Source organism: Pseudonocardia sp. ICBG601, from assembly GCF_020496245.1.
Genome location: NZ_JAHLJA010000147.1, coordinates 17,031 through 34,407, shown reverse-complemented (window position 1 = coordinate 34,407; position 17,377 = coordinate 17,031). Strand labels below are relative to the sequence as shown.

16 protein-coding genes and 1 pseudogene are annotated in these 17,377 nt (G+C 74.9%); 12 read left to right on the top strand and 5 right to left on the bottom strand.

The features are described 5' to 3' along the window. Positions 1 to 395: 395 nt before the first annotated feature. Entirely contained in the window at positions 396 to 545 is a 150-nt protein-coding gene (locus KPL57_RS29080; protein WP_226353914.1) for a hypothetical protein, read from the top strand. Between the two features lie 57 nt (positions 546 to 602). Here KPL57_RS29080 and KPL57_RS29075 read toward each other — a convergent pair. The 3 genes and pseudogenes from KPL57_RS29075 to KPL57_RS29065 form a co-directional block, all read right to left on the bottom strand. After that, positions 603 to 2,250: pseudogene (locus KPL57_RS29075) on the bottom strand (ABC-F family ATP-binding cassette domain-containing protein). A 20-nt stretch (positions 2,251 to 2,270) separates the two neighbouring features. Next, on the bottom strand, positions 2,271 to 3,005 hold the full coding sequence (locus tag KPL57_RS29070) for a dienelactone hydrolase family protein (protein WP_226353913.1): 735 nt from the start codon (positions 3,003 to 3,005) through the stop codon (positions 2,271 to 2,273). Positions 3,006 to 3,105: 100 nt separating this feature from the next. Beyond that, positions 3,106 to 4,383: an MFS transporter gene (locus KPL57_RS29065; RefSeq protein WP_226353916.1), complete on the bottom strand. Its 1,278-nt coding sequence runs from the start codon at positions 4,381 to 4,383 to the stop codon at positions 3,106 to 3,108. A gap of 243 nt (positions 4,384 to 4,626) precedes the next feature. On the opposite strand from KPL57_RS29065, the gene KPL57_RS29060 reads away from it, so the two are divergent. After that, complete coding sequence (locus KPL57_RS29060; protein WP_226353912.1) at positions 4,627 to 5,346, top strand: PIG-L deacetylase family protein; 720 nt, start codon at positions 4,627 to 4,629, stop codon at positions 5,344 to 5,346. A gap of 95 nt (positions 5,347 to 5,441) precedes the next feature. Further along, positions 5,442 to 7,130, top strand: a complete 1,689-nt coding sequence (gene menD, locus KPL57_RS29055; protein WP_226353911.1) for a 2-succinyl-5-enolpyruvyl-6-hydroxy-3-cyclohexene-1-carboxylic-acid synthase — start codon at positions 5,442 to 5,444, stop codon at positions 7,128 to 7,130. 73 nt (positions 7,131 to 7,203) lie between these two features. On the opposite strand, the gene KPL57_RS29050 is transcribed toward menD, so the two are convergent. After that, entirely contained in the window at positions 7,204 to 8,460 is a 1,257-nt protein-coding gene (locus tag KPL57_RS29050; RefSeq protein WP_226353910.1) for an isochorismate synthase MenF, read from the bottom strand. Positions 8,461 to 8,556: 96 nt separating this feature from the next. On the opposite strand from KPL57_RS29050, the gene KPL57_RS29045 reads away from it, so the two are divergent. Then, positions 8,557 to 9,051 (top strand): DUF3592 domain-containing protein, encoded by a 495-nt coding sequence (locus KPL57_RS29045; protein WP_208818959.1) that lies wholly within the window; start codon positions 8,557 to 8,559, stop codon positions 9,049 to 9,051. Positions 9,052 to 9,083: 32 nt separating this feature from the next. Here KPL57_RS29045 and KPL57_RS29040 read toward each other — a convergent pair whose 3' ends face one another. Further along, the gene (locus tag KPL57_RS29040; RefSeq protein ID WP_226353909.1) at positions 9,084 to 9,926 is read right to left on the bottom strand and encodes an inositol monophosphatase family protein; all 843 of its coding nucleotides are present in this window, start codon (positions 9,924 to 9,926) and stop codon (positions 9,084 to 9,086) included. A gap of 167 nt (positions 9,927 to 10,093) precedes the next feature. On the opposite strand from KPL57_RS29040, the gene KPL57_RS29035 reads away from it, so the two are divergent. The 8 genes from KPL57_RS29035 to nuoE all read left to right on the top strand — a co-directional run bounded on the left by KPL57_RS29035 (position 10,094) and on the right by nuoE (position 17,376). Continuing rightward, entirely contained in the window at positions 10,094 to 11,254 is a 1,161-nt protein-coding gene (locus tag KPL57_RS29035) for a glycosyltransferase family 1 protein (protein ID WP_226353908.1), read from the top strand. Positions 11,255 to 11,321: 67 nt separating this feature from the next. Beyond that, a complete protein-coding gene (locus tag KPL57_RS29030) occupies positions 11,322 to 11,909 on the top strand; it encodes a hypothetical protein (protein ID WP_226353907.1) in 588 nt (195 codons plus the stop codon). A gap of 29 nt (positions 11,910 to 11,938) precedes the next feature. Beyond that, entirely contained in the window at positions 11,939 to 12,631 is a 693-nt protein-coding gene (locus KPL57_RS29025) for a demethylmenaquinone methyltransferase (RefSeq protein ID WP_062403809.1), read from the top strand. 691 nt (positions 12,632 to 13,322) lie between these two features. After that, the gene (locus tag KPL57_RS29020) at positions 13,323 to 13,688 is read left to right on the top strand and encodes an NADH-quinone oxidoreductase subunit A (protein WP_062397987.1); all 366 of its coding nucleotides are present in this window, start codon (positions 13,323 to 13,325) and stop codon (positions 13,686 to 13,688) included. A 7-nt stretch (positions 13,689 to 13,695) separates the two neighbouring features. Continuing rightward, a complete protein-coding gene (locus tag KPL57_RS29015; protein ID WP_308016847.1) occupies positions 13,696 to 14,403 on the top strand; it encodes an NADH-quinone oxidoreductase subunit B family protein in 708 nt (235 codons plus the stop codon). A 122-nt stretch (positions 14,404 to 14,525) separates the two neighbouring features. Further along, positions 14,526 to 15,260, top strand: coding sequence for an NADH-quinone oxidoreductase subunit C (locus KPL57_RS29010; RefSeq protein ID WP_374203807.1), 735 nt, complete (start codon positions 14,526 to 14,528; stop codon positions 15,258 to 15,260). Then, positions 15,257 to 16,612, top strand: coding sequence for an NADH-quinone oxidoreductase subunit D (locus tag KPL57_RS29005; protein ID WP_226353906.1), 1,356 nt, complete (start codon positions 15,257 to 15,259; stop codon positions 16,610 to 16,612). The genes KPL57_RS29010 and KPL57_RS29005 overlap by 4 nt, the downstream gene beginning before the upstream one ends. Continuing rightward, the gene (gene nuoE / locus KPL57_RS29000; RefSeq protein ID WP_178375939.1) at positions 16,609 to 17,376 is read left to right on the top strand and encodes an NADH-quinone oxidoreductase subunit NuoE; all 768 of its coding nucleotides are present in this window, start codon (positions 16,609 to 16,611) and stop codon (positions 17,374 to 17,376) included. The genes KPL57_RS29005 and nuoE overlap by 4 nt, the downstream gene beginning before the upstream one ends. The last annotated feature ends 1 nt before the right edge of the window (position 17,377 follow it).

The window sequence follows — 17,377 nt, the reverse complement described above, 5'->3', positions numbered from 1 at the left end:
GGATCAAGGAGAACTCCGAGATCTTCGACTTCGCGCTGAGCGAGGACGACATCGCCGCCGTCGAGAAGCTCCACACCGGCGAGCGCATCGGCCGGACCCCGACGACTTCGGCTGATCCGTGGGGTGACGGTTGTCACCGTCCGGCATCTGCGGAGGGCACGGCGCCACGGGTCACCCGACCGGGGACGCGGACGGGCCGGCGCGGTGGACGTGTGCGCCCGCGTCCGTACGGTGGGGCGATGTTTGGCGATCACCGAGAACGCCGCCGAGGCGATCAGGACCCTGAGCACCGACGCGGAGCTGCCCGACGAGGGCGGCCTGCGCATCTCCGCGCCCGACCCGGCGCAGGGCCTCGAACTGGCCCTCGCGCAGGAGGGCGACACGCAGGACACACCGTGCTGCGCGGGGAGGGCATCACCGTCTTCCTCGAGCCGGCCGCGGCGGAGCTCCTGGACGACAAGGTCCTCGACGTCCAGCCCGTGGCGACCGAGCAGGGCGAGCAGGAGCTGCGCTTCGCGATCGTCGAGCAGCCCGAGACCGCCTGACCCACCCCCGACACCGACGTCGTGGCCCCGCCGGGAACCCGGTGGGCCACGGCCGTCTCAGAGCTCGGTGACGGTCCCGTCGCGGACGTCCCAGCGGCGGGTGGCGCGCACCGTGTCGAGCATCCGCCGGTCGTGGGTCACCAGCAGGACGGTCCCGTCGAAGTCCTCGACCGCCTGCTCCAGCTGTTCGATGGCGGGCAGGTCGAGGTGGTTGGTCGGCTCGTCGAGCACCAGCAGGTTCACCCCGCGCGCCTGCAGCAGCGCCAGCGCGGCGCGGGTCCGCTCGCCCGGCGAGAGCGACGACGCCGTCCGCAGCACCTGGTCCGCGCCCAGGGAGAACTTCGCGAGCAGCGTCCGCACCTCGGACTCGGGCCAGTCCGGCACCTGCTCGCCGAACGCGCGCAGCAGCGTCGCGTCCCCGAGGAAGGCGCCGCGGGCCTGGTCGATCTCGCCGACCAGCACCCCCGAGCCGAGCCCCGCCGAGCCCGAGTCCGGGGCGATCCGGCCGAGCAGCAGCCCGAGCAACGTCGACTTGCCCGCCCCGTTCGCGCCGGTGACGACGACCCGGTCCGCCCAGCCCACCTGCACCGTGGCCGGGCCGAACGCGAAGTCCCCGCGCCGCACGGGCGGCGGCGTCGGCCCGCGCGACGACCGACCCGGACCGGGGTGCGGAGGCGATCTCCATCCGCAGCTCCCACTCCTTGCGGGGCTCCTCCACGACCTCCAGCCGCTCGATCGCCCGCTCGGTCTGCCGGGCCTTCGCGGCCTGCTTCTCGCTGGACTCCTGGCGCTGCGCGCGGACGTTCTTGTCCGGGTCCTTCGTCTTGCGCCGGGCGTTGCGCACGCCCTGGGCCATCCAGTTGCGCTGCATGACCGCGCGCTGCTGGAGGGTCCCGAGCTTCCCGGCGTACTCCTCGTAGTCCTCGCGGGCGTGCCGGCGGGCCACCTCGCGCTCGGCGAGGTAGGACTCGTAGCCGCCGTCGTAGACGTCGATCCGCTGCTGGACCAGGTCCAGCTCGACGATCCGGTTCACCGTGCGTGCCAGGAACTCCCGGTCGTGGCTGACCAGCACCGTCGGCGTGCCCTGCCGGGCCAGGCCGCCCACGAACCGCTCCAGCCGCTCCAGGCCGTCGAGGTCGAGGTCGTTGGTGGGCTCGTCGAGCAGCAGCAGGTCGTAGCGGGACAGCAGCAGCGCCGCGAGGTTCGCCCGCGCCGCCTGCCCGCCGGACAGCCCGGTCATCGGGGCGTCCGGGCCGACCGCCAGCCCGACCTCGCGCAGCACCTCACCGGAGCGCTCGTCGAGGTCGGCGCCGCCGAGGGCCAGCCAGCGGTCCAGCGCGGCGGCGTAGCGGTCGTCGGCGCCGGGGGTGCCCGACGCCAGCCCCTCCGCCTCGGCGTCCATCGTCGCCTGCGCGTCGGCGACGCCGGTCCGGCGCGCCAGGAACCCGGCGACCGTCTCCCCGGGACGCCGGTCGGGCTCCTGCGGCAGGTGCCCGACGGTCGCGTCGGGCGGGGCGAGGGTCAGCGACCCGTCGTCCGGGGGCCGCGAGCCGGCCAGCACCGTCAGCAGGGTGGACTTGCCGGCGCCGTTGGCACCGACCAGCCCGATGACGTCGCCGGGCGCGACGACGAGGTCCAGCCCGGAGAACAGGGGTCGGTCGCCGTGGCCCGCGGCCAGGCCCGTCACGTGAAGGGTCGCGCTCATGTCGAGCGCAGACGCTACCCCTACAGGTTCGCCCCGAAGAGCCGGTGCAGGGCGTCCCAGTGCCGCTGCTCGGCGTCGTCGTCGTGGGTGGGGGCGTCCGGCACCGCGAAGCCGTGCGCCGCCGGGTAGGTCTCCAGGGTCGCCGGCACCCCGGCCGCGGACAGCGCGTCGCCGAGGCGCTGCTTCTGCTCGTCGGGGAAGGAGTCGTCGTCGGTCGCGCCGGCCACGTAGACCTCGGCCCGGATGCGGTCGGCGAGCCGGTGCACGCTGGCCGGGTCGTCGGTGGCGAGGTTGCCCCCGTGGAACGACGCCGCGGCCGCGACCCGCTCCGGCTGCGTCGCGGCGGTGCGCAGGCTCATCACCCCGCCCATGCAGTAGCCGGTGGTGCCGACCGCCCTGCCGCCGACCTCGGGCCGCTCCAGCAGCGCGGTCACCCACGCCTCGGCGTCGACGGCGACGAACTCGGGAGTCAGCGAGCCCACCATGCCCATCAGCCGGGCCCGCTCGGGCTTGTCGGAGAACACGGTGGCGAAGTCGAACGGGGCCCAGTCGCCGTGCCGGTGGTAGACGTCGGGCAGCAGCACCGCGTACCCGAGCGACGCCAGGTGCGCGGCCATGTCGTGGATGGCCGGCCGGACACCGCCGGCGTCGGGGTAGAGGAGCACGCCCGGCCACGGGCCGTCGCCGTCCGGGGTGTGCAGGGTGGCGGCGGCGTCGCTGTCGGGGGTGCTGATCGTGAAGTCGGTGCGCGGCACGGGTCCGGCCTCCCGGGGGTGATCGACGGGTCGCACCCGTTCTACGCCCCCGGGAGCCGTTCCGCCGGACCGCGGCGCGGTTCGGGTGGTACGTGCCGGATCAGGTCCTGGTCAGCGCGTCGTCGTCGTCGAGACGCCGGGTGCGGGTCTCCGAGTAGCTCGCCACGGCGATGATCGTGACCACCGACGCGATCGCGATGTACACCGCGATCGAGTAGCCGGTACCCGTCGCGACCAGCAGCGACGCCGCGATCAGCGGGGCCAGGCCGCCCGCGAACACCGACGCCAGCTGGTAGCCGATCGAGATGCCCGAGTAGCGCACCTTGGTACCGAACAGCTCGGACAGGAACGCCGCCTGCGGGCCGTACATCGCGCCGTGCAGCACCAGCCCGACCGTCACCGCGACGGCGGTGAGGGCGAAGCTCTGCGTGTCCACCAGGAAGAAGAACACGAACGCCCAGATGCCGACGCCGGCGGCGCCGAACAGGTACACCGGCTTGCGGCCGACCCGGTCGGAGACCGCACCCCACATCGGGGTGGTCACCAGGTGCACCGCGGCACCGATCAGCACCGCGCCCAGCACGAACGACGACGGCAGCCCGAACTGCTCCTTCACGTACGTCGAGATGACGATCGTGAAGATGTAGTACGAGACGTTCTCGGCGAACCGGGCGCCCATCGCGGTCAGGACCTCGCGCGGGTAGAGCCGCAGGACGTCCAGGATCGGCATGGTGTCCTTCTCGCCGGCCGCGGCGCGCGCGGCCGCCCTGGCCTGCGCCTCCCGGAAGACCGGCGACTCCTCGACGGCGAGGCGGACGTAGAGGCCGATGAGCACCAGCACCGCGGACAGCAGGAACGGGATCCGCCAGCCCCAGGCCAGGAACGCCTCCTCGGACTGGACCAGCGCCATGATCGCGAGCAGGCCGTTGGCCAGCAGCTGCCCGGCCGGGGCACCCGCCTGCGGCCAGCTCGCCCAGAACCCACGGTGTTCGGGCCTGCCGTGCTCGGACACGATGAGGACCGCGCCGCCCCACTCACCGCCCAGCGCGAAGCCCTGGACCAGCCGCAGCACGACGAGCAGCAGCGGCGCGGCGATCCCGATCGTGGCGTAGGCCGGGAGCAGGCCGATCGCGAACGTCGAGGCGCCCATCATCATCAGCGACAGGACCAGCAGCTTCTTGCGGCCGATCTTGTCGCCGTAGTGGCCGAAGACCAGGCCGCCCACCGGGCGCGCGACGAAGCCGACCGCGAACGTGCCGAGCGACAGCAGGGTCCCGGTCGCGCCGTCGGACTCGGGGAAGAACACCGCCGGGAACACCAGGGCGGCGGCGACGCCGTAGAGGAAGTAGTCGTACCACTCCACGGTCGTGCCCAGCATGCTCCCCGCGACGACCTTTGCGATCGGCGTGTGCGGCTGGTCGGACGCCGGTGGCGTCGGTGATCCCGGCGCGGTGGCGCCGGCGTGCGTGTCGGACACGGTCCCTCCCCGTCGACGGACTTCTGCGGTGGCGTCACGGTAGGGCCGTCGTGCGCCGTTTTCACCGGTTCCGGCCACATCGGTACCTCGACCGTGACGTGCCCCGGCCACACCCGGTCGCGACTGCGCGGCAGACTGGGCCACATGGCCGACCTGCTGCCCCTGCCGGAGGACTTCGACCGGGCGCTGGTCGTCGTCGCCCATCCCGACGACATGGAGTACGGCGGCTCCGGCGCCGTCGCCCGGTGGACCGCGCAGGGCCGCGAGGTCGTCTACCTGCTGGTGACCCGTGGCGAGGCGGGGATCGACACGATGGACCCCGCCGAGTGCGGACGCGTGCGCGAGGCCGAGCAGCGTGCGGCCTGCGCCGCCGTCGGCGTCAGCACGTGCGAGTTCCTCGACCACCCCGACGGGCTCGTCGAGTACTCGGTGGCGCTGCGCCGCGACATCGCCGCCGCGATCCGCAGGCACCGCCCGCAGCTGGTGGTGACCGGCAACTTCCGCGAGTTCTGGGACGCCGGCGAGACGCTCAACCAGGCCGACCACGTCGCGGTCGGACGGGCGACGGTCGACGCCGTCCGGGACGCGGCTAACCGCTGGCTGTTCCCCGAGGCGGGGGAGCGCTGGGACGGGGTCACCGGCCTCGCCGCGGCCTCCTCGCCCGCCGCGCGGCACGCCGTCGACATCTCTGAGCACCTCGACGCCGCCGTCGCGTCGCTGTCCGCGCACCGCGCCTACCTCGACGGGCTGGGCGGCGGCCCGATGACCGACCCCGGCACGTTCCTGCGCGCGGCCGCCGAGCGGACGGCGGAGCAGCTGCCCGGGGCCACCGCGGCCACCCCGTTCGAGTACCTGCGGCCCTGAACCGGCCGCAACGCCGATGATCCGCGCCTCAGCCGACCGGCCTCGGTGGGGATCGCGGGCAGTACGCCGGTACCGTCGTGGTGAGGGGTGATGGGGTGAACGGCTCGACCGCGCAGGCGCGCGTCCTCGTCGACGAGCTGGCGCGTGCCGGTGTCACCGACGCGGTCCTGTGCCCCGGCTCCCGCAACGCGCCACCCGCGTTCGCGCTGGCCCGGGCCGACGAGCGGGGCACGGTCCGGCTGCACGTGCGCATCGACGAACGCGCCGCGGGCTTCCTCGCGCTCGGGCTGTCGCTGGCGTCGGGCCGCCCGGTCCCGGTCGTCGTCACGTCCGGGACGGCCGCGGCGAACCTGCACCCCGCGGTGCTGGAGGCGTCGCACTCGGGGGTCCCGCTGCTGGTCCTGACCGCGGACCGGCCGCCGGATCTGGTCGGCACCGGCGCCAGTCAGACCGTCGACCAGGCCGGCCTGTACGGCGGCGCGGTGCGCTGGGCGGGCGCGCTGCCGGTGCCCGTGGGCACCACCGAGCCGGAGGCGCGGCGCTGGCGGGCGGTCGTCGCGCGGATGCTCGCCGCGGCCACCGGTGCCGGTGCGGGCGCGCCCGGTCCGGTGCACCTGGACCTGCCCTACACCGATCCGCTCGTGCCCGACGACGATCCGGCCGGGCCGGACACCGGGCACCACGACGCCGGTCTGCCGGGCGCGGACCTGCCCGCCGGGCGCCCCGGCGGTGCGCCGTGGACCGCGGTGACCCGCCCGGTCCGCACGCTGCCCCCGCTGGAGCTCGACCCGGGGGTGCGCACGCTCGTCGTCGCCGGGGCGGGCGGGCCCGCCGCGGACCCCGGCCTGCTCGGCGGGGCCCCGCTGGTCGCGGAGCCGTCGTCGTGCTGGTGGGCGCACGCGCTGCGCACCGGGCCGTGGCTGCTCGACCGGCCGGAGCTGCGCCCCACCCAGGTCGTCGTGCTCGGCAGGCCCACCCTGCACCGGGGCGTCGCCGCGCTGCTCGCCGACCCGTCGGTGGCGGTGTTCGCCGACCCCGGTCCGGACGGCGCCCCGTGGACCGACGTCGCCGGCACGGTCCGGGCCGTCGGTGCGCTGCCCGCGCTGTCCCCGCCCGAGGACTGGGTGCGGTCCTGGCGTGACGCGGACCGGGCCGCGGCCAAGTCCCTCGACACCGCGCTCGACGACGGCACCGCCGCCGGCGCGCCCGGCCTGCGGCTGGCCCGTGACCTCGTCGCCGCCCAGCCCGACGGCGGGCAGCTCGTCCTCGGCTCGTCGAACCCGGTGCGCGACGTCGCGCTGGCCGCCGTGCCCCGCCCCGGGCTCACCGTGCGGTCGAACCGCGGGGTCGCGGGCATCGACGGGACGGTGTCGACCGCCCTCGGCGCCGCGCTCGCCCACCCGGGCCCGACGGCGCTGCTGCTCGGCGACCTCACGCTGCTGCACGACACCACCGGGCTGGTCGTCGGCCCGGGGGAGCCGTCCCCGGACCTGACCGTCACCGTCCTCGACGACGACGGCGGCGGCATCTTCCACCTGCTCGAACAGGGCGGCCCGGCGCACGCCCACGCCTTCGAGCGCGTCTTCGGCACGCCGACCGGCGTCGACCTCGTCGCCCTGGCCCGGGCGGCGGGCTGGCGGGCGGCCGACTGGGGCGGCGACGCGGGCGAGCTCGCGGCCCGCCCCGGCTCGGGACGGCGGCTGGTCCGGGTCGCGGCGCACCGCGCCGGGCTGCGCGACGCGCACGCCGAGCTCCGCCGGGTGGTCGCCGCGGCGCTGGACTGAGCCGGTCCCGCCCGCGTCCCGGGCCCGCCGCCGGGTCCGGCCGGACGGGACACCGGACCGTGCCGGGCCGGGCTCAGCCCTCCAGGGACTCGCGGACCGCGCGCATCTTGGCGGCGGCCTCGCGCACCTCGCCGTCGGGCTCGGAGTCGGCGACGATCCCGCACCCGGCGAACAGCCGCGCCGTGCGTCCCTGCAGCTCGGCGCAGCGCAGCGCGATGCCCATCTCGCCCGCGCCCTCGGCGTCGACCCAGCCGACCGGGCCCGCGTAGCGGCCGCGGTCGAGACCCTCGATCTCGGAGATCAGTGCCGTCGCGTCCGGGGTCGGGGTGCCGCCGACGGCGGCCGTCGGGTGCACCGCGCCGATCAGCGTCAGCAGCGACGCGGGCCGGGCCGGGTCGAGACGGGCGTGCACGTCGCTGGACAGGTGCGACACGTTCGGCAGGGTCAGCACCGACGGTGCGTCCGGCACGTGCAGCTCGGCCACCAGCGGGCGCAGCGACGCGGCGAGGGAGTCCACGGCGTAGGCGTGCTCGCGGCGGTCCTTCGACGAGCCGATCAGCGCGCCCGCGGTGTCGGCGTCCGGTCCGGAGCCGGGCCACATCGTGCCCGCCAGCACCCGCGACTCCACGGTCCGCCCGCGCAGCCGCAGCAGCAGCTCGGGGGTGGCGCCGACCAGGCCGTCGACGGCGTAGCTCCAGCACGTCGGGTAGCGCCGGGCGAGGCCGCGGAGCAGGAACCGGGGGTCCAGCGGGCGGTCGGCGACGGCGAGCAGGTCGTGCGCGAGCACCACCTTCTCCAGCTCCCCGTCGCGCATCCGCCCGACCGCCGCGGCGACGGCGGCCCGGTACCGGTGCGCGGAGACCTGGCCGTCGGCGTAGCGCAGCCGTCCGCTGGGGCGCACCGGCGACGGGACCGGCAGCCTGCCCGGGGTCTCCGGTGCGTCGGCGGGGGTGATCTCGGTGATCCAGGCGCGGTGCCCGCGCCGCCCGACGATCACCCGCGGCACGACGAGCACCGAGCCCGGGCAGCCGTCGGCGAAGGTGAACGAGGCGAACGCGAGGGCGCCGGTGCCGGGGAGGCGGACGTCGTCGTAGCCGGCGCCGGCGTCGAGCCGGTCGACCACGCGGCGCCACCAGCGGTCGGCCTCGGCGAAGCGCTCGGGTCCCGACGCGGTGAACCGCGCGACCTCGCCCCAGGCGACCACGCCCTCGCCGTCGCGCACCCAGGACAGCGCCCCGGCGTCGGCGGGCAGCACGTCCAGCAGCCGCCCGTCGAGTCGCAGCGGGCGTGTCCGGACGCGCAACGCGGTGCTGGCCGGTGCGACGGTCACCCTTCGAGAGTAGGCAACTTCCTCCGCGGGGGCGGGCGCCAGGGTGGGAGGCACCGGACACACCCGGGTGCCGGAGCGCTCCTAGAATCGGGTCCCGTGACCAGTCCGAGCGGCCGTCCCACCGGCGATGTGCTGACCGAGACCTCGGCCGTCGCGGCCCGGCTCATCGGCCGGACGCGGTACCACCTGCCCGAGATCGTCCTGGCCGTCGCGCTGGCGTGGACGCTGGTCGCGCTGGTGGCGCTGGGGGGTGCGTTCCTGGAGGACGCGGCGATCGACGGCAACCGCGGCACCACCGCCGCGACCGTCCTCGACGGCTCGGACTACTGGCGGACCCTGGTCAGCTTCGTCGACGACGAGGGCCGGCTGCAGACCCCGGCGGCGGGCATCTCCTACCCGGTCGGGCTCACCCCGGGCGAGAACATCTACGTCGAGTACGACACGGCCGACCCGACGCACGTGCGCGTCGCGGGCCGCACCGCCGTCGACGGGATCCTCCCGGTCGCCGGGCTGATCGCGGGCGGCTGGGTGCTCCTCGGGCCGCTGTACGTGTGGCTGCGCCGCCGCCGGGCCCGCACCGGCACCGTCTGACCGCCCCCGCACCGGACCGCCCCGCACCGGGCTCAGCCCCGCCAGAGCGCCCCGACCTCGGCGGCGACCTGCGGTGCGGCGACGAGCAGCCCGCCCTCGGGCAGCGGCGTCGACCGGCCGTCGCGGCCCAGCACCAGCGCGCCGGCCTCGGTGGCCAGGCAGAGCGCCCCGGCGACGTCCCACTCGTGGTAGCGGGTCAGCACCGCGGCGACGGCGTTGCCCAGCGCGACCTGGGTGATCGCCAGCGCGGCCGAGCCGAGCACCCGCACGCCGACGTGCGCGGCGCGGGCGCGCTCGACGAACCCGGGGTCGGGGTCCTCGGCGCAGATCAGCGACCCGGCGACCCGGGCGGTGCGCCGCGACGGCACCGGCACGCCGTTGGCCCGGAAGCCGCGCCCGCGGGCGGCGGCGTAGATCTGCCCGCGGCCCGGGTCGGCGACGACGCCCACGGCCGGGCCGTCGCCGTCGACCAGGGCCAGGCTGTAGGCGCACCAGGGCAGGCCCGCGACATAGTTCGCGGTGCCGTCGACCGGGTCGACGACCCAGCGCAGCGGTGCGGTGTCGGCACCGGCGTCGGCGCCGAACTCCTCGCCGACGACCGGGCAGCCGGGGAACTCCGCGGCCAGCACCCGGCGGGTGTGCCGCTCCAGGGTGCGGTCGGTGTCGGTGACCCAGTCGAACGGGTTGGCCTTGGCCGACGCGTCGAGCGATCCGGTGTGCTCGCGACCCAGCGTCGCGGTGATCACCTCGGCGGCGTCGTTGGCCAGCCGGCCCGCGGTCTCGAGCGCGCGGGAGAGCAGCGCCGGGTCCACCGGCCGGGGGGACGGCACCGGGGGCGGCGCCGCGTGTGGCGGGGTGTGGGGCACGGCCGTCATGCGACCCGAGTGTCCGGGCGGGTGATGTCCCGGCGACGACGCGCGGGTGTCCACCTTGTGCCGGACGTGCCAACTCGTGACCCGCCCACCCGATGTTCGCCCAGGGTTGGGTGGTTGATCACGCCAGGGACCCGGCCCGCTGTCCCTCCCCCGTCACCGTTCCGGCCGTGCGCGTCGCAATCGTCTCGGAATGCTTCCTGCCGGTGGTCAACGGCGTCACCAACTCGGTGCTGCGGGTGTGCGAGCACCTGCGGGCAGGGGGTCACGACGTCGTGGTGATCGCGCCGGGCACCGGGGAGCCGGACTCCCACGAGGGGATCCCGGTCGTCCGGATCCCGGCCGTCGAGCTGCCGGTGGTGAACTCGATGCCGGTCGGGGTGCCCAGCAGGCGGATCCTGACCGCACTGCGCCGGTTCCGGCCGGACGTGGTGCACCTGGCGGCGCCGTTCGTCGTCGGGGCGCGGGGGCTGGCGGCGGCGCGGCGCCTCGGCGTGCCGACGGTCGCGATCTACCAGACCGACGTCGCCGGGTTCGCCTCCGCGTACGGGCTCGGGCTGACCGCACGGGCCGCGTGGCGCTGGACCTGCCGGCTGCACGGCATGGCCGACCGGACCCTCGCGCCGTCGAGCTGGGCGACCGGGGCCCTGCGCGAGCGCGGCGTCCCGCGGGTGCACCAGTGGGCGCGCGGCGTCGACACCCGCCGGTTCACCCCGTCCAAGCGCAGCGACGCACTGCGACGACAGCTCGCCCCGAACGGCGAGCGGCTCGTCGGCTTCGTCGGCCGCCTCGCCCCGGAGAAGCAGGTCGAGCGGCTCGCCGTGCTGGGGGAGCTGCCCGGGACGCGGCTGGTCGTCGTCGGCGACGGCCCCAGCGCCGACGGGCTGCGCGAGCGGCTGCCCTCGGCGGCGTTCCTCGGGCACCGCGGCGGCGACGAGCTCGCGCAGATCTACGCCAGCCTCGACGTGTTCGTCCACACCGGGCAGGCCGAGACGTTCTGTCAGGCCGTGCAGGAGGCGCTCGCCTCGGGTGTCCCGGTGGTCGCGCCCGATGCGGGCGGCCCGCGCGACCTCGTGCTGCCCGACCGCACCGGCTACCTCGTGGCGCCCCGCCCCGACGGCGGGGAGCCCGGCGACCCGGCCACCGATGCCGCCGACCGCGAGCTGGTCGGGGCGGTCGCCGCGCTGTGCGAGCCGCAGCGCAACCGGGAGTTCGGCCTGGCCGCCCGCCAGTCGGTGCTGCGCCGCACCTGGTCCGCGGTCGGTGACGAGCTGCTCGCCCACTACGGCGACGTGCTCCGCGCCGCGGCCCCGGAGCGCGTCGCGGCCTGACCCGAGGCCGGGCGGGCTCCGTAGTCGTGCGGATCCGTGACCGCGGCCCGGCGGCGACGGTGGTCCCATGAGTCGCACCGTCGTCGTCGCGCCCCGTGGTGAGCTCGCCACGGTCGACACCTCCGCCACCGTCCGCCTGATGTCCCGGCTGCTCGACCCCGCGCCCGCGGTCCGTGCCGCCGCCCGCGCCGAGGTCCTCGACGCCCCGCACCGGCAGATGCCGCCGGTGCTGTTCGCGCTGTCGGAGAACCTCGTCGCCGACGGCGCGATGCCCGAGGCCGCCCGCTGGTTCTACGCGGGCCAGCTGCGGGCCCGCTACGACGCCTGCCGCTGCACCGACACCACCGCCGCCCAGGCGCTGGCCGTGCTGCGCGACCGGTTCGGTGAGCCGGTGAACCGCTGGGCCTTCGCCGACCCGGCCCGGGTCCGCCGGGCCGCGATCCGCGCCGTCGCCTGGGACCGGGCGGCGCCGCACGACTACGACCACCGCTGGATCGCCCTGCACGGCATGGGCGCCTTCACCGGTGACGGCAACGGCGTCAGCACGCCGTCGGCCGAGTGGGCGGGCGTCGCCGCCCGGGTCCGCGCCGACTACCTGAGCGGCCTGCGTGAGGTGCTGCGCGAGCAGTTCGGGCAGCAGTTCGGGCAGCGGTGAGGCGGCGGCCGGGTCGGTAGGCTGTGCCCGTGTCCCGCGCCGAGCTCGACAAGAACCCGACCGACGTCGCCCGCATGTTCGACGGCGTCGCCCGGCGCTACGACCTGACCAACACCGCGCTGTCGGGCGGCCAGGACCGCTACTGGCGGATCCAGACCCGCCGGGCCCTCGGCCTGCGCCCCGGCGAGAAGGTCCTCGACCTCGCCGCGGGCACCGCGGTCTCGACCGTCGAGCTGGCGAAGGACGGCGCCTGGTGCGTCGCCGCGGACTTCTCCCTCGGCATGCTGCGTGCGGGCGCCCGCCGCGACGTCCCGAAGGCCGCCGCCGACGCGCTGCACCTGCCCTTCGCCGACGGCAGCTTCGACGCCGTCACCATCTCCTTCGGCCTGCGCAACGTGAACGACACCGTCGCCGGCCTGCGCGAGATGGCCCGCGTGACCCGCCCCGGCGGCCGCCTGGTCGTCTGCGAGTTCTCGACGCCGACCTGGGCTCCCTTCCGCGTGCTCTACCAGAACGCGGTGCTCGGCCACGCCCTCCCGGCGATCGCCCGGACGGTCTCCTCGAACCCCGAGGCCTACCTGTACCTGGCCGAGTCGATCCGGGACTGGCCCGACCAGCCCGCACTCGCCGGGAAGATCGCCGACGCCGGCTGGGAGCGCCCCGCCTGGCGGAACCTGACCTTCGGCGCCGTCGCGCTGCACCGGGCGTACAAGCCGGCCTGAGCCCCGCCGCCCTGCCCTGCCCGGCCCCGTTCCTCGTGGACGGGCCCTGCGGAGGGGCCTGCGGCACAGGGGGCCGACGTCGTGACGGAGCCGGGCGCGCTGTGCACGGGTGGTCGCGGTGGCGGCCGGGCGGTTGTCCGTGCACCGGCTCGCGCCCCCACAGCGGGCCCACTCCGCTGCAGAACCCTTCACACGGTGAAGGGTCTCCGCGCGGTCAGGGCCCCGGTCGGGCGAATCCGCTTACCGGGTAAGCGAGTTCAGAGCAGGGAGGGCCCGGGATGGCGTCCCCCTGCCACGCGGCGAGGCGCGCGGCGATCAGCGGCGCAGCGGTCGGCCCGGTGCGGCCCCGCCGGCCCGCGGATCGCGCACCGGCCGTCACCACCCACTGACCCCGCGTCGAAGGGCGTTGCGCCGCAAGGAGTCCCGCGCCACCGCCCGATCCGCCCACGCGATCACGGCGGTGTCGTCCTACACTGCTCGCGCAGTTCGTGAACTTTATCACAAGGGTGGTGGGAGACGCGCGACCCGGAGCGCGCCGACCTGCGCGGATGCGGATCACATGTGACCCGTACCCCGTCACAGGTAAGGCTCGCCTGGGTTCTTGGTCACAGGGGACCGGACATAGGGTCGCCGCGACCGGCTCGTCGATCACCACCAACGACGGTGGCGCCGCGACAACGAAGGTGTAGGAATGCTCGATCCCTATCTCCCGCTCGTCCTGCTGTTCGTGTTGGCGGCGGGCTTCGCGGTGTTCTCGGTCGCCTCCGCGCCGTTGATCGGTCCGCGCCGGTTCAACCGGGCCAAGCTGGACTCCTACGAGTGCGGTATCGAGCCCTCGCCGCAGCCGGTCGTCGGCGGCGGTCGCGTGCCGGTCGCCTACTACCTCACGGCGATGCTGTTCATCCTGTTCGACATCGAGCTGGTGTTCATGTACCCGTACGCCGTCGTCGCCGATGCGGTCGGCGTCTTCGGGTTCGTGGCCATCACGCTCTACATCGCCACGATCGCCTTCGCGTACGCCTATGAATGGCGTCGCGGCGGGCTCGAGTGGAGCTGAGGCCGTCATGGGACTCGAGGAGAACCTGCCCAGCGGCGTCCTGCTGACCAACGTCGAGAAACTGGTCAACTGGACCCGGAAGTCGTCGCTCTGGCCTGCCACGTTCGGCCTGGCCTGCTGCGCCATCGAGATGATGACCACCGGCGCCCCGCGCTACGACCTCGCCCGGTTCGGCATGGAGGTCTTCCGGGCCTCGCCGCGCCAGGCGGACCTGATGATCGTCGCGGGCCGCGTGAGCAACAAGATGGCGCCGGTCCTGCGCCAGATCTACGACCAGATGCCCGAGCCGCGCTGGGTGCTCGCCATGGGCGTGTGCGCCAGCTCCGGCGGCATGTTCAACAACTACGCGATCGTCCAGGGCGTGGACCACGTCGTCCCGGTCGACATGTACCTGCCCGGCTGCCCGCCGCGGCCGGAGATGCTGATCGACGCGATCCTCAAGATCCACGCCAAGATCATGGACGAGCCGCTCGGCCCGAAGCGGGCCGCCGAGCTCGCCGAGTCCGGGTACCGGACGCCGATGGTGCCCTCGTCGGTCAAGTACGCGCCGAAGCACAAGCAGCTCGGGGCGCTGAAGACCACGCACACCCCGGACGTCCCGAACTACCTGGAGCCGGGCTCGCAGCCCAAGCCGGCCCCGAACGCGCTCGCGCCGGGGGAGACCCTGGAGCTGCCGTCGCTGGCCGACGCCGCCCGCGGAGGTGACGCGAAGTGACCGAGCCGACCGGCACCTCCAAGGACGGGGCCGAGCCCACCGGCGGCGCGCACTCGTCGTCGCAGGAGAGCGGCGCCGCGGCCGAGGAGCAGCGGGCGGCGGGCGGCGAGGCCCCCGGCGACCTGGCCGCTCCCGAGGACGCGGCCACCCCCTCCGACGCGCTGGGCGGCGCCCGCCCCGCGCAGAAGATGACCGAGACCCGTACGCGCTCGGGCATGTTCGGCGTCCGCGGCTCCGGCGACACCTCCGGCTACGGCGGCCTGCGCCTGCAGGGCTGGGCCCCGGCCCCGGCCGAGCGGCCCTTCGGCGGCTGGTTCGACGAGTTCGCCGACGAGCTCGGCGCGGCCCTCGACGAGCGCGGCGTCCCGCGCGCTGCGATCGAGCAGGTCACGATCGACCGCGACGAGATGACCCTCTACGTCGAGCCCGCCCGGCTGCACGAGGTCGCCCGCACCCTGCGCGACGACCCGGGCCTGCGCTTCGAGTTCTGCTCCGGCGTGTCCGGTGTGGACTACTCGGCGCCGGACGGCGCTCCGGTCGACCGGCCGCTGCACGTCGTCTACCACCTGCTGTCGATGACCTACCGGCGCCGGGTGCGCCTGGAGGTCGCGCTCGACATCGAGAACCCGCACGTCATGAGCGTCGTCGACGTCTACCCGACGGCCGACTGGCACGAGCGCGAGACCTGGGACATGTACGGCGTCGTCTTCGACGGCCACCCGGCGCTGACCCGGATCCTCATGCCGGACGACTGGGACGGCCACCCCCAGCGCAAGAGCTACCCGCTGGGCGGCATCCCCGTGGAGTACAAGGGCGCGGAGATCCCCCCGCCCGATGAGCGGAGGGCCTACTCGTGACGACTGACGCCGACCCCACCACCGCCGACGCCACCACCGACCCGTACGCCGCGCCCGGCCGGGAGACCACCGAGGGCACGGTCTACACCGTCACCGGCGGCGACTGGGACGACCTGCTCGAGGCCGAGCACGACGACCGCATCGTCATCAACATGGGCCCGCAGCACCCGTCGACGCACGGGGTGCTGCGCCTGGTCCTGGAGCTGGAGGGCGAGACCGTCACCCAGGGCCGCGCGGTCATCGGCTACCTGCACACCGGTATCGAGAAGAACTGCGAGTACCGGACCTGGACCCAGGGCGTCACCTTCGTGACCCGCGCGGACTACCTGTCCCCGCTGTTCAACGAGGGCGCCTACTGCATGGCCGTCGAGAAGCTGCTGGGCGTCGAGGTCCCGCAGCGGGCCGAGCACCTGCGGGTGCTGCTCTGGGAGCTGAACCGGATCGGCTCGCACCTGGTCGCGCTGGCGACCGGCGGCATGGAGCTGGGCGCGCTGACCGGTATGACCTCCGGCTTCCGCGAGCGCGAGGAGGTGCTCCACCTGCTGGAGTTCCTCACCGGCCTGCGGATGAACCACGCGTTCATCCGGCCCGGCGGCCTCGCCCAGGACATGCCCGAGGGCTGGCAGGAGAAGGTCCGCGACTTCCTCAAGGTCATGAACTCCCGGCTGCCGGATTACGACCGGCTGCTCACCGGGCAGCCGATCTGGAAGCAGCGCCTGGAGGGCGTCGGCTACCTGCCCGTCGACGGCTGCCTGGCCCTCGGCGCGTCCGGCCCGATCCTGCGCTCGGCGGGGCTGGCCTGGGACCTGCGCAAGCACATGCCGTACTCGGTCTACGACCAGTACGACTTCGAGGTCCCGACGGCCACCGAGGCCGACTGCTTCGCCCGCTACCGGATGCGCGTCGCCGAGATCCACGAGTCGCTCAAGATCATGGAGCAGGCGGTGACCAAGCTCGACGAGCTCGGCCCGGGCCGCGTCATGGTCGACGACCCGAAGGTCGCCTGGCCGGCGCAGCTGTCGGTCGGCAGCGACGGCATGGGCAACACCCTCGAGCACGTCCGCAAGATCATGGGTCAGTCGATGGAGTCGCTGATCCACCACTTCAAGCTGGTCACCGAGGGCTTCCACGTCCCGCCGGGGCAGGCCTACGCGGCCGTCGAGTCCCCGCGCGGGGAGCTCGCGGTGCACGCCGTGTCCGACGGCGGCACCCGCCCGGTCCGCATCCACGTCCGGGACCCCAGCTTCGTGAACCTGCAGACGATGCCCGCGATGAGCGAGGGCGGCCAGGTCGCCGACGTCATCGCGGCCGTCGCCTCGATCGATCCCGTGATGGGAGGTTGCGACCGATGACGGTCCCCCCGCAGGAGAAGAGCCCCGTCTCGCCGGTGTTCGACGAGCTGACCCGGCAGCGCACGACGGAGATCATCTCCCTCTACCCGGAGTCCCGGTCGGCGCTGCTGCCGCTGCTGCACCTGGTCCAGTCGGTCGAGGGGTACGTCAGCCCCGACGGCATCCGCTACTGCGCGGAGGCGCTGGAGCTGACCACCGCCGAGGTGTCGGCGGTCGCGACGTTCTACACGATGTACAAGCGCACCCCGTGCGGTGAGCACCTCGTCAGCGTGTGCACCAACACGCTCTGCGCGGCGCTGGGCGGCGACGACATCTACGCCCGCCTGCGCACGCAGCTGGGCACCGAGGACCGTCCGCTGGGCCACGAGGAGACGGCGGGGGAGCCCGGCAGCACCGGCTCGGTCACCCTCGAGCACGCCGAGTGCCTCGCGGCCTGCGACCTCGCCCCGGTGCTGCAGGTCAACTACGAGTACTTCGACAACCAGACCGTCGAGTCCGCGGTGGAGCTCGTCGACGCCCTGCGTCGCGGTGAGCGCCCGCAGCCGACCCGCGGGGCGCCGCTGACCGACCTGCGGACCGTCGAGCTGGAGCTGGCCGGGTTCACCGACGACGCCGCGACCGTCGACACGACGGCCCGTGTCGAGGGCCCGTCCGGTGCGATCGAGTCGGTGCGCGGGGCCCGGATGGCCGAGGAGAACGGCTGGACCGCCCCGGCGCTGCCCGACGAGCCGCCGGCGATGCCCGCGCTACCGGAGAAGAAGTGAT

Bases quoted from the DNA above. Each gene is read 5' to 3' on its own strand.
- KPL57_RS29065 (WP_226353916.1), bottom strand. From the start codon at position 4,383: ATGCTGGGCACGACCGTGGAGTGGTACGACTACTTCCTCTACGGCGTC.
- KPL57_RS29060 (WP_226353912.1), top strand. From the start codon at position 4,627: ATGGCCGACCTGCTGCCCCTGCCGGAGGACTTCGACCGGGCGCTGGTC.
- KPL57_RS29040 (WP_226353909.1), bottom strand. From the start codon at position 9,926: ATGACGGCCGTGCCCCACACCCCGCCACACGCGGCGCCGCCCCCGGTG.
- KPL57_RS29030 (WP_226353907.1), top strand. From the start codon at position 11,322: ATGAGTCGCACCGTCGTCGTCGCGCCCCGTGGTGAGCTCGCCACGGTC.
- KPL57_RS29020 (WP_062397987.1), top strand. From the start codon at position 13,323: ATGCTCGATCCCTATCTCCCGCTCGTCCTGCTGTTCGTGTTGGCGGCG.
- KPL57_RS29015 (WP_308016847.1), top strand. From the start codon at position 13,696: ATGGGACTCGAGGAGAACCTGCCCAGCGGCGTCCTGCTGACCAACGTC.
- nuoE (WP_178375939.1), top strand. From the start codon at position 16,609: ATGACGGTCCCCCCGCAGGAGAAGAGCCCCGTCTCGCCGGTGTTCGAC.